Source organism: Paraburkholderia nemoris (genome assembly GCF_905221015.1).
GTDB lineage: Bacteria > Pseudomonadota > Gammaproteobacteria > Burkholderiales > Burkholderiaceae > Paraburkholderia > Paraburkholderia nemoris.
In genome coordinates, this window is record NZ_CAJNBO010000008.1 from 1 (window position 1) to 13,357 (window position 13,357).

Annotated in this window: 15 protein-coding genes; 12 read left to right on the top strand and 3 right to left on the bottom strand. The window is 61.8% G+C overall.

Annotated elements, in window-relative coordinates:
* From KHO33_RS13820 to KHO33_RS13835, 4 genes are all read left to right on the top strand, one after another.
* Positions 1-331 (top strand): transposase (locus tag KHO33_RS13820; RefSeq protein WP_211629215.1); only part of this gene is annotated, 331 nt, incomplete at its 5' end.
* A gap of 483 nt (positions 332-814) precedes the next feature.
* Positions 815-2,359, top strand: coding sequence for a methyl-accepting chemotaxis protein (locus tag KHO33_RS13825; protein ID WP_200564765.1), 1,545 nt, complete (start codon positions 815-817; stop codon positions 2,357-2,359).
* Between the two features lie 356 nt (positions 2,360-2,715).
* On the top strand, positions 2,716-3,339 hold the full coding sequence (locus KHO33_RS13830; protein WP_200564766.1) for a trimeric intracellular cation channel family protein: 624 nt from the start codon (positions 2,716-2,718) through the stop codon (positions 3,337-3,339).
* 120 nt (positions 3,340-3,459) lie between these two features.
* Complete coding sequence (locus tag KHO33_RS13835; protein WP_200564767.1) at positions 3,460-5,208, top strand: peptidoglycan D,D-transpeptidase FtsI family protein; 1,749 nt, start codon at positions 3,460-3,462, stop codon at positions 5,206-5,208.
* A gap of 54 nt (positions 5,209-5,262) precedes the next feature.
* Here KHO33_RS13835 and KHO33_RS13840 read toward each other — a convergent pair whose 3' ends face one another.
* Positions 5,263-6,378, bottom strand: a complete 1,116-nt coding sequence (locus tag KHO33_RS13840) for a GGDEF domain-containing protein (RefSeq protein WP_200564768.1) — start codon at positions 6,376-6,378, stop codon at positions 5,263-5,265.
* Between the two features lie 311 nt (positions 6,379-6,689).
* Here KHO33_RS13840 and KHO33_RS13845 point away from each other — a divergent pair, with 311 nt between their 5' ends.
* Positions 6,690-6,947, top strand: coding sequence for a DUF2866 domain-containing protein (locus KHO33_RS13845; protein ID WP_093632986.1), 258 nt, complete (start codon positions 6,690-6,692; stop codon positions 6,945-6,947).
* A 22-nt stretch (positions 6,948-6,969) separates the two neighbouring features.
* Here the strand turns inward: KHO33_RS13845 and KHO33_RS13850 are convergent, their stop codons facing one another.
* A complete protein-coding gene (locus tag KHO33_RS13850) occupies positions 6,970-7,608 on the bottom strand; it encodes a glutathione binding-like protein (RefSeq protein ID WP_200564769.1) in 639 nt (212 codons plus the stop codon).
* A 65-nt stretch (positions 7,609-7,673) separates the two neighbouring features.
* Here KHO33_RS13850 and KHO33_RS13855 point away from each other — a divergent pair, with 65 nt between their 5' ends.
* The 3 genes from KHO33_RS13855 to KHO33_RS13865 all read left to right on the top strand — a co-directional run bounded on the left by KHO33_RS13855 (position 7,674) and on the right by KHO33_RS13865 (position 9,065).
* A complete protein-coding gene (locus KHO33_RS13855) occupies positions 7,674-8,354 on the top strand; it encodes a TetR/AcrR family transcriptional regulator (protein WP_200564770.1) in 681 nt (226 codons plus the stop codon).
* A 77-nt stretch (positions 8,355-8,431) separates the two neighbouring features.
* On the top strand, positions 8,432-8,581 hold the full coding sequence (locus KHO33_RS13860; protein WP_172737764.1) for a hypothetical protein: 150 nt from the start codon (positions 8,432-8,434) through the stop codon (positions 8,579-8,581).
* Positions 8,582-8,696: 115 nt separating this feature from the next.
* A complete protein-coding gene (locus KHO33_RS13865; RefSeq protein ID WP_200564771.1) occupies positions 8,697-9,065 on the top strand; it encodes a hypothetical protein in 369 nt (122 codons plus the stop codon).
* 70 nt (positions 9,066-9,135) lie between these two features.
* Here the strand turns inward: KHO33_RS13865 and KHO33_RS13870 are convergent, their stop codons facing one another.
* Complete coding sequence (locus KHO33_RS13870; RefSeq protein ID WP_093632989.1) at positions 9,136-9,762, bottom strand: LysE family translocator; 627 nt, start codon at positions 9,760-9,762, stop codon at positions 9,136-9,138.
* Positions 9,763-9,927: 165 nt separating this feature from the next.
* Here KHO33_RS13870 and KHO33_RS13875 point away from each other — a divergent pair, with 165 nt between their 5' ends.
* From KHO33_RS13875 to KHO33_RS13890, 4 genes are all read left to right on the top strand, one after another.
* Positions 9,928-10,512 carry an IMPACT family protein gene (locus KHO33_RS13875; RefSeq protein WP_128576932.1) on the top strand — a complete coding sequence of 195 codons (585 nt, stop codon included), beginning with the start codon at positions 9,928-9,930 and terminating at the stop codon, positions 10,510-10,512.
* Positions 10,513-10,767: 255 nt separating this feature from the next.
* A complete protein-coding gene (locus KHO33_RS13880) occupies positions 10,768-11,307 on the top strand; it encodes a hypothetical protein (RefSeq protein ID WP_200564772.1) in 540 nt (179 codons plus the stop codon).
* A 162-nt stretch (positions 11,308-11,469) separates the two neighbouring features.
* Complete coding sequence (locus KHO33_RS13885) at positions 11,470-12,090, top strand: LysE family translocator (protein ID WP_200564773.1); 621 nt, start codon at positions 11,470-11,472, stop codon at positions 12,088-12,090.
* 267 nt (positions 12,091-12,357) lie between these two features.
* Entirely contained in the window at positions 12,358-13,335 is a 978-nt protein-coding gene (locus KHO33_RS13890) for a 2-dehydropantoate 2-reductase (RefSeq protein ID WP_054042627.1), read from the top strand.
* Positions 13,336-13,357: the final 22 nt, after the last annotated feature.

Sequence of the window (13,357 nt, forward strand, 5' to 3'; positions counted from 1 at the left end):
CTTTGCCGAAGGGCCATGGGGCGCAAAGTATCCCACCATCGTGCAGTCGTGGCGACGGGCGTGGGAGAACGTCACACCGTTCTTCGTGTTTCCGCCCGAGATACGCCGGGTTGTGTACACCACGAATGCTATTGAGAGTCTGAACATGCAGCTACGCAAGATCATCAAGACCCGTGGCCACTTCCCCAACGACGAGGCCGCCATCAAACTGCTATGGCTGGCACTGCGCAACGTGCTGGCGAAGTCTGTTCGGGCGGCATTCGACTGGTCCTCCGCCATGAACCAGTTCGCTATTCTGTTTGGAGAGCGTTTTACCAACGCACGCGGGTAACTCCGCCAACCGCCTCGCACACAAAAATGCGGACAGGTTCGTCACAAGAGCATGTAGTGGCACGAACACAGATTCCAGTCGCACCACTACCCGTAGCAGACCGCGGTGCCCACTTAGCATTAGCGGTTTGAGCTGCTTTCTCTTGCCTACTTCTCTTTGCAGCCGGCAAAGAGAAGTAGGTGCCGCCCCGCACAGGGGCAACGCTAATAGACCACTAACAATGCAAGGAAAGGCCAAAGCCCTAAGAACACGGCCAAAAAGCGCCGCGCAGGCAAAAAAACCCCAAAACCAAACCAATATAGTCAGACAAATAAAACAACGGGTTTCCCCTCCCCTGCGGAGCAAAGAACAACAAGCCGTAAACACAGTCAGCAACAAGCCACTCGCTGCAAGCGAAAAAGCAAGAGCGAAAAGCGAAGTGCCTACCCTGACCGACCACCTCGCGAAAGCGAAAGCAAACGCGAAAGCAAAAAGCCCATTGCTATGACTCTGAACAAAAAACTAGCCTCAATGATCGCGGTCCTCTGGACCGGCCTGATCCTGATCGGCGGCTTCGGCGCATGGCAAAACCGCGCCTCGATGATCTCGGACCGCCGCGATCAACTCGTCGCGTTGATCGACCAGGCCAATCACATCGTCAACCGCTACTACACCGTCGCCCAGCAGCACACGATCACCGAAGACGAAGCCAAAAAGCAGGCGCTCGAAACGATCGCCGCCATGCGCTACGGCAAAGACGGCTATATCTCCGTCAACAACTCGCAATCGGTCATGCTGATGCACCCAATCAAGCCGGAACTGGTCGGCAAGAACATGGCGCAATTCACCGATCCGGCCGGCAATCATCTGTTCACGGATATCGTCACCGCAGGCAATCACGAAGGCGGCGGCTATGTCGACTATCTCTGGTCCAAACCCGGCAGCGACAAACCCGTGGCGAAAACCAGCTTCTCGCGCCACTTCGAGCCGTGGGACTGGTATCTCGTCACCGGCATGTACATGGACGACGTGCAGCGCGCGTTCTACGCGAATCTGCTGCGCTGGCTCGTCATCACCCTGACGCTCGGCGCCATCGCCACGACCGTCATGCTGCTGGTGTTGCGCAGCATCCGCCGCACGCTCGGCGGCGATCTCGAAGTCGCGGTCGAAGCGACTCAACGGATGGCGGACGGCAACCTCGCCACGCGCGTGCCGCTGCAAGCGAACGACACCGGCGGCAGTCTCTTGCACGCGCTTCACACCATGCAGGCCGGTCTCGTCGATACGGTTTCGCGCGTGCGTCTCGGCACTGAAAACATCAATATCGGCGCAACCGAAATCGCCGCCGGCAATACGGATCTGTCGCAACGCACCGAGGAACAGGCCGCGGCGCTCGTCGAAACGGCGTCGAGCATGGATCAGATGACGGTCAACGTGAAGCAGAACGCGGACAGCGCGCTGCAAGCGGCACAACTCGCCGGTCAGGCGGCGGATGTGGCCACGCGCGGCAGCCGCGTCGTCGACGACGTGGTCCGCACGATGGGCGAAATCACCACCAGCTCGCGGCAGATCGGCGACATCATCGGCGTGATCGACGGCATCGCGTTCCAGACCAACATCCTCGCGCTCAACGCAGCGGTCGAAGCGGCGCGCGCGGGCGAACAGGGCCGCGGCTTCGCGGTGGTCGCCGCGGAAGTGCGCAGCCTCGCGCAGCGCTCGGCCACGGCCGCGAAGGAAATCAAGGCATTGATCGAAACGTCGACCCATACCGTGGAAGCCGGCGCGTCGCTGGTCGCCAATGCCGGTTCGACCATGGGCGAGATCGTGCAGTCGGTGCGCCGCGTGAACGAAATCCTCGAGGAAATCAGCAACGCGTCGCGCGAACAGAGCGCGGGCATCGAACAGGTCAATCGCGCAGTCGGTGAAATGGATCAGGTCACGCAGCAAAATGCCGCGCTCGTCGAAGAAGCCGCCGCCGCGGCCCATTCGCTGAAGGATCAGGTGGGCGTGTTGCGCGAGGCAATCTCGAGTTTCGCTCTGCCGGCCTGAGGCAGCCAGCTCTTTCAGGCAGCGGGATATAAGCAGAAGAGGGGCAGAAAAAAGAAGGCACTCTACAGGCAGAGAGCGCCTCTTTAACACGCCGCGTCGGAGTCGACGCATTAATCGAACGAGCCAGCCGCGCGGATTTTTCAAGTCCACGCGGCTTTTTTGTATTCAACGAACGCTTACCGCGCCCGATTGCGCAACCACGTTAAGCCGAATTTGGCATCGCCGAATTCGGCTTAAGGCATTTTCATCAGGACCCGCCGCTTCCGATAATGGCCGCTTTCCAACGCGCGCCTCGCGGCAAGCTCCCATGCGGAGCCTTCCCTCTCGCGAGCGCCGTCCCATCAGGGGTCGCCGTCATGTTGCTCCACCTCCTCTACCTCGTGGCGATCATCGCCGAAGCCATGTCCGGCGCCTTGATGGGCATGCGCCGCGGCATGGACCGCTTCGGCCTGTGCCTCGTCGGCACCGTCACCGCGCTCGGCGGCGGCACCGTGCGCGACGTACTGCTCGGCCACTATCCCCTTGCATGGATCTCGCATCCAGATTACGTTCTGATTACAATCGGGGCAGCGTCGGTTGCGGCGGCGAGCGCTAAATGGCTGCGCAACTGGCAAGGGCTGTTCGTCACGGTCGATGCAATCGGCCTGATCGCGTTCACGGTTATCGGTTGCGACGTCGCCGCGACACTGGACGTGAGCCCGGCGATCGTCGTGCTGGCCGGCGCGATTACCGGCGTGTGCGGCGGCATGCTGCGCGATGTGCTGTGCAATCAGATGCCGCTCGTGTTGCGTGAGGAGTTGTACGCCAGCATCGCGCTCGGCGCCGGGGTGCTGTATGTCGCACTACAGGCCTGCGACGTGGCGTCGGGGCCGGCCTCGATCGTGGTGCTGGCCGTTGGTTTCGCGGTACGCATGCTGGCCGTGCGGTTTCGCTGGCAACTCAAGGTATTCACCGCCGCCGATTCGGGCGGCGCAGGTTAATCCCGCTGCACGCCACGCGCGTGTGGCTTTTGCTCGAGGAGCACACTCGACAGTCACGCGCAACAGGACATCGGCCTCGCCGGTTTCTCGCCCTCGCACTGCTGTTCGTTATCCGCACTCATGATCCAAAAGAAGAAATCGCAGTCGCACGATCCGTACGCGCCCGTCGTGAAGAACCAGTTGCTGGCCGCGCGCCTGCCGATGTGGCGTTCGAAACTTGTCGTCCTGCTGGTGTTCGGCGCGTTCGCATCGCTGGCGGCGCGCGCGTTCTGGGTGCAGGTAGTCAATCAGGACTTCTATGTCGATCAGGGACAAAAACGCTATCAGCGCACGCTCGAACTCGACGCGACGCGTGGGCGCATCGTCGACCGCAATGGCTCGATGCTCGCGGTCAGTCTCGCGACCTACGAGATCTGGGCCTCGCCCAAGCTGCTTGACGAAGCCTCGTTCGCACCGCTTTCGAAGCTGCTCGACCTGCCGCTAGTGGAACTGCGCCGGCGTCTGAATGGCGATAAAACCTTCGTGCTCCTCAAGCGTCAGGTGGATGCCGACACCGCCGATCATCTCAACAAACTGGGTCTCGCCGGCATCACGCAGATCGCCGATTCGAAGCGCTTTTATCCCGAAGGCGAATCGGCAGCGCACGTGGTCGGCTTTACAGATATCGAGGACAACGGCCAGGAAGGCGTCGAGCTCGCCGCCAACGAGCAACTGCTCGGCGTGCCGGGCCAGCGCGAAGTGATTCGCGACCGCCTGGGCCGCGTGGTGTCCGAGACCCGGCCGCTCGTGCCCGCGCAGAACGGCGACACCATCCACCTGACGATCGACCGGCGCATCCAGCAACTCGCTTACGCGCAACTGAAGGACGCCATCGCCAAACATCACGCCGAGGCCGGCAGCGTGGTCGTGCTCGATGCGCGCAACGGCGAAATTCTCGCGCTCGCCAACTATCCGAGCTTCGATCCGAACGACCGCGCGCGGCTCACCGGGCGGCAACTGCGCAATCGCGCCGTCGTCGACACCTTCGAGCCGGGCTCGACGATCAAGCCGGTCGTCGTCGCGCTGTCGATCGACGAGGGCAAGGTTCGGCCGCAAAGCATCATCGATACCGCGCCGGGCTGGTACAAGATCGGCCCGGCGGTGATTCACGACACGTCGAATCACGGCGCGATGACCGTCGCCGAAGCCGTGCAGAAGTCGAGCAATATCGCGCTCGCCAAGCTCGCACTGAATCTGCCCGCTGAAAAAATCTGGAACAAGTATCAGGAATACGGGCTTGGGTTGAGGCCCGAGTTGACCTTTCCGGGCGTCGCGTCGGGCAAGGTGCGTCCGTACAAACGCTGGCGTCCAATCGAACAGGCGACCATGGCGTATGGCTACGGCCTGTCCACTTCGCTACTGCAGATCGCGCAGGTCTATACCGCCTATGCCGGCGACGGCACCATGCATCCCGTGAGTCTGTTGCGGACAGACAAAAACGCGGACGGAACCTCGAGTGCAAGCAGCGCGGTGCAGACCATGTATAAGGGCCATGCAGTCACCACGCCCGCCACCGCGCGCGCGATCCGTTCGATGCTTGAAATGGCCACCGGTGTTGGCGGTACAGGGCGCGCAGCAGTAGTGGAAGGCTACCGGATCGGCGGCAAAACCGGCACCGCGCGCAAGCAGGTCGGCGCGACTTACGCGAAAAACCGTTACCGCGCGCTGTTTGTCGGCATGGCGCCGATGAGCGACCCACGGCTGATCGTCGCCGTAATGATCGACGACCCGGCCGGCAAGGCGTTTTATGGTGGGACGGTGGCCGGGCCGGTGTTCGGCGCGGTAACGGGTGGAGCGCTGCAATTACTGGGGGTGCCGCCGGACGCGTGAGGATCCGCTGCGCCGTGAATCGCGGCGCGCCGTTCGTTACTCCAGCAGCGACAGTTAGCGTCGCGCGTTATCGCTGCCCGCTTTTGCCAACGCCTCGATGCGGTTGCGGCCATTGCGTTTGGCCTGGTACATCGCCCGATCGGCTTCTTCCATCATCGCGTGGCCATGCACGGCCGCGTCGGCAGGCGCACCGGCAAGCGTGCGCGCCGCCACGCCGATCGACACGGTCAACGCGATGCGCTCGCCATGGTCGTCCTGCAAATCCAGCCTTTCGACAGCCAGCCGCACGCGCTCGGCGACCGTCAGCGCATCGCCCCGATCGCCTTGCAGCAACGCAGTGAACTCTTCGCCGCCGTAGCGCGCCACGGTGTCGCCCAGCCGCACCTGTTGCCGCACGCAGGCCGCCACGGCCGCCAGCGCACGGTCGCCGGTCTGATGGCCGTAGGTGTCGTTGATCCGCTTGAAGCTGTCGATATCGATGAAAAGACACGCAACCGGCACGCCATACCGGACGGCGCGCATGATTTCCTCGCGCAGCCGTTCATCGAAGTAGCGGCGATTGGCGAGGCCGGTCAACGAATCGGTCATGCCGAGTTGCTTGAGCCGCTCGCGGTGCGCGACATTGTCGAGACTCGCCGTGACGATGCTCGCAAAGCGCTCCAGGATATCCGTCGCCATGCCTTCGGCGAAACGCGCCGGGTCGTCGCTGCACAGACATAGATAACCGCTGACCGTGTCGCCGGCGGCAAGCGGCAGCAAGATCGCGCTCGCCGGCGCGTCGGCGTCGCCGAAGAATGCGCGGCGCGCCGTTTTATCCAGTTGCCCAGGCTTGCCCAGCCATGGCCGCCCCTCGTCGCAGAGACCAAGGGCTGCGAGGCCGCCTTCGCGCGACGTTCTCAGATTGGGCTGGTCGAGCGCATCCAGAGCGCCCGGATCGAGCAGTTCAAGCAGCATCGGCGCGCGGTCGTCGAGCCACAACGTCACGCTCGCCAGCGAGAACTCCTTCGGCAGATGGCTGAACAGCGTGTCGAGAAACGACGCGAAATCCTGCGCGCCGATCAACCTTAGTTCGACGTTCTGGAAGCGGCGCAGCGTGCGCTCGTTGTGCTGCACGGTATCGACGAGCGAGCGCAGTCGGTCTGAAAGCGGCGTTTGGGCGAGATTCGTCACGTTATTGATGCGGGCCCGGAGGCGAAGCGGGGTCGGCGGCCCCAACCGCTGTAATAACGGCCAATTCCGCGAGGTCTTGAGGGTTCGATCACCGCACACGCAAAAACAGCGGTTTAACAGGGCGATCACGCAGAGGGACCAAGCGCGGGAATTTTAAGCGTGATCTTAAGTTTGGCTTAATTCTTACCTGTAACTATGGCACGCAACATCCCCTGTTGAGCCGCCAGAACATCGGCGGCGCTTTTTTTCTCAAGGGATGTCGCCGACGCGCCGATAGATGGACAGCATGCCTGCGAAGAAGGAGTCAAACGATGGTGGAAGACACGGTATTCGAGCATCTGCGCGCGATGCCCGGCAACGAATGGGTGCGCCAGATCCACTCGTGCAAGGTCTCGGACCCCTTGCAGCCCCCTTGGGGACGCTCGTACAGACTAGTCGAATGGACCATGAAGCACACCCCCGAATCGAGCCGCCGCGTGGTGCCCGCGGAAAGCACGCCACTCGAAATCGCACAAGCGGTCGTATCGCACATTCCGGGGCGCCGCTTTTGCCAGCACGGCGACGATTGATCCTGTCGCCGGCAAGCTGCCCTTAGTTTTTCGCGCGCTTCGCCATTTCTTCCTCAAACAGTGCGAATTCTTCCCCTGCGGCTTTTGCCACACTCGGCCGGCGCATCAAGCGCTTGTAGTACGCCGCCACCGCAGGCCATTGCGACAGATCGATGCCGCCATGCGACGCCCAGTTCAGCACCGTGACCAGATACGCGTCGCCCACGCTGAACCCGTCGAGCAGATACTCGCTTTGCGCCAGATGATCCTGCAGAACGCCTAGCCGCAATGCGGCCTTGTCGCGCGCATACCGCTTCACGTCTTCGGGCGCGCGCACATCGAGCAACGGCACGAACACTGCCTTGTGCAACTCCGTACTGATAAAACCCAGCCATTGCTGCAAGCGCGCGCGCTGTGCCGTGCCCGCAGCAGGCGCGAGCCGTGCGGCCGGAAAATGATCGGCCACATACGGCAAGATCGCCGTGTTTTCAGTCAACAGCCAGCCTTCATCCGTGCGCAGCACCGGCACCTGCCCGAGCGGACTGATCGGATAGAAGTCCGAGCCATCCGACAACTGTTTCGACTTCGTGTCGACCCGAATGAACCCAGCCTGTGCCCCCGCCTCGTACAACGCGATTCGGGTGGCCAGTGAACAAGCGAGCGGCGAGAAGTACAGATCCATGGGGAATCCCCTGTCGTTGGTGTTTTTGTACTATATTGCATATAAATCACTTACGCCATATTTTTATGCCGACCAGTACAAAAAAAGAAGTCCGCCCGCGCGGCCGTCCGCGTGCCTATGATTCCGACCAGGCGCTCGCCGATGCAAGAGACGTGTTCTGGCGCAGCGGCTATGCGGGCACCTCGCTGGATCAATTGAGCACTGCGACCGGTATGAACCGCCCGAGTCTGTACGGTGCATTCGGCGACAAACATGCGTTGTATCTGACCACGCTCGAACGTTATATCGAGGCCGGCCGGCTCGCGATGGTTCATGCTCTCAGCGAAGACCTGCCCTTGCAGCAGGCCTTGCTACGCGTCTATGACGGCGCGCTCGCGTGGTACTTGCCCGCCGACGGCGATCCGCTCGGCTGCTTCATGATCGGCACCGCCGCGGTCGAAGCGGTGGATGACGCCGAAGTCCGCGCAGCACTAGCCGAGGGCCTGCGCACTTACGACAAGGCCTTCGAGAAACGCTTAAAGCTGGCGCAGGCCGAAGGCGAACTGCCGGCCGATGCGCAACCGCCCCTTCTCGCGAAGATCGCATCGGCGATTTTGCACAGCCTCGCGTTGCGCGCCCGCGCGGGTGATTCGCGCGCGTCGCTGCGGGCAACGGCGGTTGCAGGGGTGGCGTTGATATGCGGCAATGCGGGCGCGTCACCTGCGCCGGCAACGGGCAAAACCACAGCAAAAGGACGTGGACGGTAAGCGGAAGGAGTTCGCTCGCGTTCTTCGATTTCCGTTCAGATCACAGGCGGCCGAGGGTAGCCGCGCCTTTGCAATGCTTGACAGTCACGGGAAATGTTTATGCCTATGATGGGTCGATTCACCCGACACGTCATGGTTTCGACATGAACTATCCGTACGACGTACTGACCGCCGCCTGTCTTTTCATCATCGTGATCTCCACCACCATCATGCTCGCGCTCACCTGAGCGAGCGTTGTAACGCCCCCTGCTGTAGGGCGTGCCAGCAGGTCAACGCGCTCCCCGCGTTTCCGTAAAAAGACGGGATATACTGTACATATATACAGTACTTTTCGTCTGAACAATGCGCCTTCCTCCCTTCGAGCCTCCCACACTCGCCGAACTGCGTGCCTGGTGGCGCACGCGCGACGAGCAGAGCATCCAGCGCCTCATCCTCGAGATTCAACGGCAACGGCTCACGCTGCTGGAGTTGCGCAACCTGATCGACAGCGGCGTCCAGCAGGCGCGCGCCGCCGACCGCACGCTGGTCGAGCGCGGCGAACCATTAATGACGTTACGCATACGGATCGCGCAGGAAGTACTGCGCGTGGGTGATATCGACGATACACGGCAGATGAGCCGTGCCGCACAGGAAAAGCTCGCCGTGCGCACCGAGGGCCAGATGGAATACGCACGCGAAGGCCGCCTGAGGCGGCAGCGCCGGAATATCTAGTTCGAGTGTCGCAGCGTGTTTCCGCGCACCCGAAGGAAAAACGGTGCGCGGCCGGGTCAATGCTGCAGGTTCAGCGCGTTTGCGTGGCGACGCGCAAGCCGAGCGAAATGAACAGCACGCCGATAATCTTGTTTTGCCAGCGGCTAAGCCATGTCAGGCGCTTGACGAGTTTGCCCAACGGACGAATCGTCAGCACGATCAGCGTTGTATAAAGCGCGCTCATGCCAACGAAAATCAGTCCGAGCGTCGTGAATTGCAGGAACGAAGAACCGTGCTCAGGGCGAACGAACTGCGGCAGAAACGCGAGGAAAAACAGCGCGGTCTTGGGGTTCAGCACTTCGGCAGGGATCGCCTGAAAGAAGGCCTTGGAAGCGGATACCGGCGCAACTGTCGGCAAATGCGCGCTCGCCTGCTTTTCGCGCAAGGCGCGAATGCCCAGATAGACGAGATAGGCGGCGCCGACGATTTTCACGGCATTGAAGGCGAGCGCCGACGTCATCAGCAAGGCCGACAGGCCAATCGCGGCGCCCAGCGTGTGGATGAAATCGCCAGCGGCGACGCCAAGACCGGTGAGTATGCCGGCCTTGCGCCCACCATGCACCGTGCGGGTCAAAACCAGCAGCACGGCCGGACCGGGAATCAGAAAGAGCCCGAGTACAACGGCAACGAAGGTTCCTAGCGTAGAAAGATCAAGCATGTCGTCTCCTGTGTGGCGCGCTCGGCTCAACGGGCAGGCGCGCGTTCAGCTGACGATTGTAGATCGTTCGAAGATTCCCAGCCGACGATCCGTTACCATTGCGGGCACAGGGCCGCCTAAGCTCCATATGCGGCCCGCATTTTTTCATCCACTGAAGTCTTTGCCTTGCCCACCTACACCTTGCCCGCGCCGCTCTCTGCGGAACTCGAGATTCGCAAGAGCCGTTTCATCGCGCACGCGATACCGGTCGCCGACCGCGACGCCGCGATGGCCGAATTGCGGCGTCTGCGCGACGAGCATCCTGGCGCGACGCATGTCTGCTGGGCGCTGCTGGCAGGTGGCCAGTCAGGCATGTCCGACGACGGCGAGCCGTCCGGAACCGCGGGCCGGCCGATTCTCGAAGTGTTGCGGCATCACGATCTGGACGGCGTGCTGGCCGCCGTCGTGCGGTATTACGGCGGCGTGAAGCTGGGCGCCGGCGGGTTGGTGCGAGCGTACACCGACGCGATTGCTTCGGTTCTACTGGACGCGCCGCGGGTGGAGAGGATTGCCCAGGTTACGCTGATCGTCGAAGTGAGCTATGCCGATGAAGCGAAGGTGCGCAGATGGATCGAGGCTGAAGGTTACGGACTCGTCGACAGCGCCTACGGGATGCTGGTGAAGATGACTGTCCGCCTGCCCGTCAATGCGGTAGATGACGCGCGGCTAGCCCTGGTGGATATGACTCAGGGGAAAGCCGGATTCTTTTGATCGTGTTGCTCCCGGAGCGAGGCTGCTTCAATCGCTCGATAATTCCGGACCTCGATCCAGGTCATGCCCCAACTAAGAAGATGCGCGGGATCAGCTCGCTGTTACCATGCTGCTCTGTACCGGAATGACTCCACCTAAAAGGCACTTCCTCTGACCTCGACCGCCGCTTTTTCCAGCTCAGCGCCCGAGTCGCCGCAACAGAGTCAGTCTCTGCGGCCATCGCTCGATCCCTTGCGTCCGGGCCTGAGATCCGCCGTGCTCAAGGGTTGCGGCGTCGTCGCCCTGCCGTTGATGCTGTCTGCATGCTCCTGGTCGTGGTTCGGCCTGAATTGCCCACCGCGCGCAACCGCGCATCCAACCGGCTGGCTGAGCGTCGCGCCCGCCAGCGATTTCGCCTACATGCCGGCTCGCAACGGCCAGGTTTCGCCGAACCGGATCGAAAACACGGCGATGACCGGCATCGTGCTAAAAAGCGATATCAACGAAACCGTGCGCAACAGCATTGCCAGCAGCTTGCAGGTCGCGGGCTTTCACCTCACCGAAGGCAGGAAAGTGCTGAGCGGCAGCATCGAGAAGTTCACGGTGGACGACGCGCGGTCGCCGGCATCGTGGACGCTGAAAATGCGCTACATCGTGACCGATGCCTCAACCCAGAAGGTTGTGTTCTCAACCACCAAGACGGTCCGGCAGAAGTCGCCTAAATTCACCAGCAATACCATCGCCGTCGAAGACACGGTCAAGCTGAGCGTCGAAGCGTTGATCCGCGACCCGGGCTTCGTTAACTCGGTGAATTGAGCGGACGGACCGAATCGGCGCTGTGCGCCGATTCGCTACAATCGGGAAATATCGAGGGAAACGCAGAATCGGGCAAAATCGCGCAGCATCGAAGCGCCGCTGGCGCCTGCCATCTCGCGTGCCCGATTCTGCAACCCGGTCCCCTTTTCCGTGCGAGCCGTCATGTCAATCACCACCTGGCTGTTCTTCCTGCCCGCCTGCTTCGCGATCAATCTCGCGCCGGGCCCGAACAATCTTCTATCCATCAACGCTGCTGCGCGTCACGGCTTCATGACGGCTTTCGTCGGCGGCACCGGCCGGCTGGTCGCGTTCGCGTTGATGCTGGTGTTGGCTGCGACCGGCCTTGCCGTCGTGCTGCACGCATCCGAGTGGTTCTTTCTCGCGATCAAACTGGCCGGCGCCGCGTATCTGATCTGGCTTGCCATCCAGTTGTGGCGCAGCGACGCACCGGCCATCGATACGATCCAGCAGGACGATGCGTCGCTCTGGCGGATTGCCAGGCAGGAATGTCTCGTGGCCGCGGGCAATCCAAAGGCGATTCTGGTTTTCACCGCATTTTTGCCGCAGTTCGTGGATATCGCCAAACCGATGCTGCCGCAGTTCGCGGTGCTCGGCGCGAGCTTTCTGGTCCTCGAATGGGTGGCCATCGCGCTGTATTCGTGGGCCGGCATGCACCTTGGCAAGTGGCTGGTTCGCGCCAAGGTTCGCCGGTGGTTCAATCGCTGCTGCGGGGCGTTTCTGGCGGCAATCGGCGTGAGCTTTCTGCTGGTTCGGCGGACGTAAAACGCCTGGACTCAAAGCTTGATAGTCAGCCTTCCGAATTATCTGTCCGGCCACGCGCCGGCTGTATGACACCCTCTCGCGTCGTTGAAACCTGAATGGCAGTTCGGCCTGTTTGCAAAACCATAAACAATAGCTAATGCACGACCTCATAAACTTTAACTGTCAGTAATCGTCCTGCGCCTTTATGCTCGAAGAATGACCCGCCGCCGCAGCTGGACCATACGCGGCATCGGACAAGCGACTTCTCATAGTCATAGGGGCGGCATCATGAAGATCTGTATCTTCGGAGCAGGAGCGATTGGCGGTTTGATGGGCGTGCAACTGGCGCGTGCCGGCGCGGATGTGAGTTTCGTCGCGCGTGGGGCGCACCTTGCTGCAATGCGCGAACACGGCGCGCGTCTGATCATGGACGGCGAGACGATCAGCGCGCCAGTACGCTGCACGTCCGACCCGCGCGAACTCGGCGTGCAAGACTTCGTGATCATTACACTGAAGGCGCACTCGCTGCCTGGCGTAGTCGACGCAATGCAGCCGCTCCTCGGCAAGCATACGGCTATCGTCACCGGCGTGAACGGCATTCCCTATTGGTACTTTTATCAGCACGGCGGAAAATTCGCCGGCACCCGCCTCGCCAGCATCGACCCGGACGGCAGCCAATGGACCAAACTCGGACCGGAACGCGCGATCGGCTGCGTGCTGTATCCCGCTGCGGAGATCGTCGAACCGGGTGTCATCAAGCACGTGTACGGCAAGAAATTCCCGATCGGCGAGCCGAGCGGCGAACGCACGCCGCGCATTCAGCAGTTGCACGAGATCATGCAGGCAGCAGGATTCGATGCGCCGATTCGCGACAATATCCGCGACGAAATCTGGCTCAAGCTGTGGGGCAACCTGTGCTTCAATCCGATCAGCGCATTGACCCACGCCACGCTCGATATCCTCACCAGCGACCCCGGTACACGTGCGGTATCACGCACGATGATGCTGGAAGCCAAGCGTATTGCCGATCAGTTCGGCGTGCATTTTCGCGTGGATGTGGAAAAACGCATCGACGGTGCGGGGGCGGTCGGCGCGCATAAGACCTCGACGCTGGTCGATCTGGAGAATCGCCGTCCGATGGAGATCGATCCGCTCTTGACGGTGGTGCAGGAAATGGGCCGTCTCGTTGCGGAGCCCACGCCGACTATCGATGTCGTGCTTGCCCTCATCAAGCTGCGTGAACGGATGGCATTGCAGGGGGATTGAGACTGAGCGCCGGTTGGCGCTT

Coding starts and splice junctions, on each gene's coding strand:
- KHO33_RS13825 (WP_200564765.1), top strand. CDS start 815: ATGACTCTGAACAAAAAACTAGCCTCAATGATCGCGGTCCTCTGGACC.
- KHO33_RS13830 (WP_200564766.1), top strand. CDS start 2,716: ATGTTGCTCCACCTCCTCTACCTCGTGGCGATCATCGCCGAAGCCATG.
- KHO33_RS13835 (WP_200564767.1), top strand. CDS start 3,460: ATGATCCAAAAGAAGAAATCGCAGTCGCACGATCCGTACGCGCCCGTC.
- KHO33_RS13845 (WP_093632986.1), top strand. CDS start 6,690: ATGGTGGAAGACACGGTATTCGAGCATCTGCGCGCGATGCCCGGCAAC.
- KHO33_RS13850 (WP_200564769.1), bottom strand. CDS start 7,608: ATGGATCTGTACTTCTCGCCGCTCGCTTGTTCACTGGCCACCCGAATC.
- KHO33_RS13855 (WP_200564770.1), top strand. CDS start 7,674: ATGCCGACCAGTACAAAAAAAGAAGTCCGCCCGCGCGGCCGTCCGCGT.
- KHO33_RS13865 (WP_200564771.1), top strand. CDS start 8,697: ATGCGCCTTCCTCCCTTCGAGCCTCCCACACTCGCCGAACTGCGTGCC.
- KHO33_RS13870 (WP_093632989.1), bottom strand. CDS start 9,762: ATGCTTGATCTTTCTACGCTAGGAACCTTCGTTGCCGTTGTACTCGGG.
- KHO33_RS13885 (WP_200564773.1), top strand. CDS start 11,470: ATGTCAATCACCACCTGGCTGTTCTTCCTGCCCGCCTGCTTCGCGATC.
- KHO33_RS13890 (WP_054042627.1), top strand. CDS start 12,358: ATGAAGATCTGTATCTTCGGAGCAGGAGCGATTGGCGGTTTGATGGGC.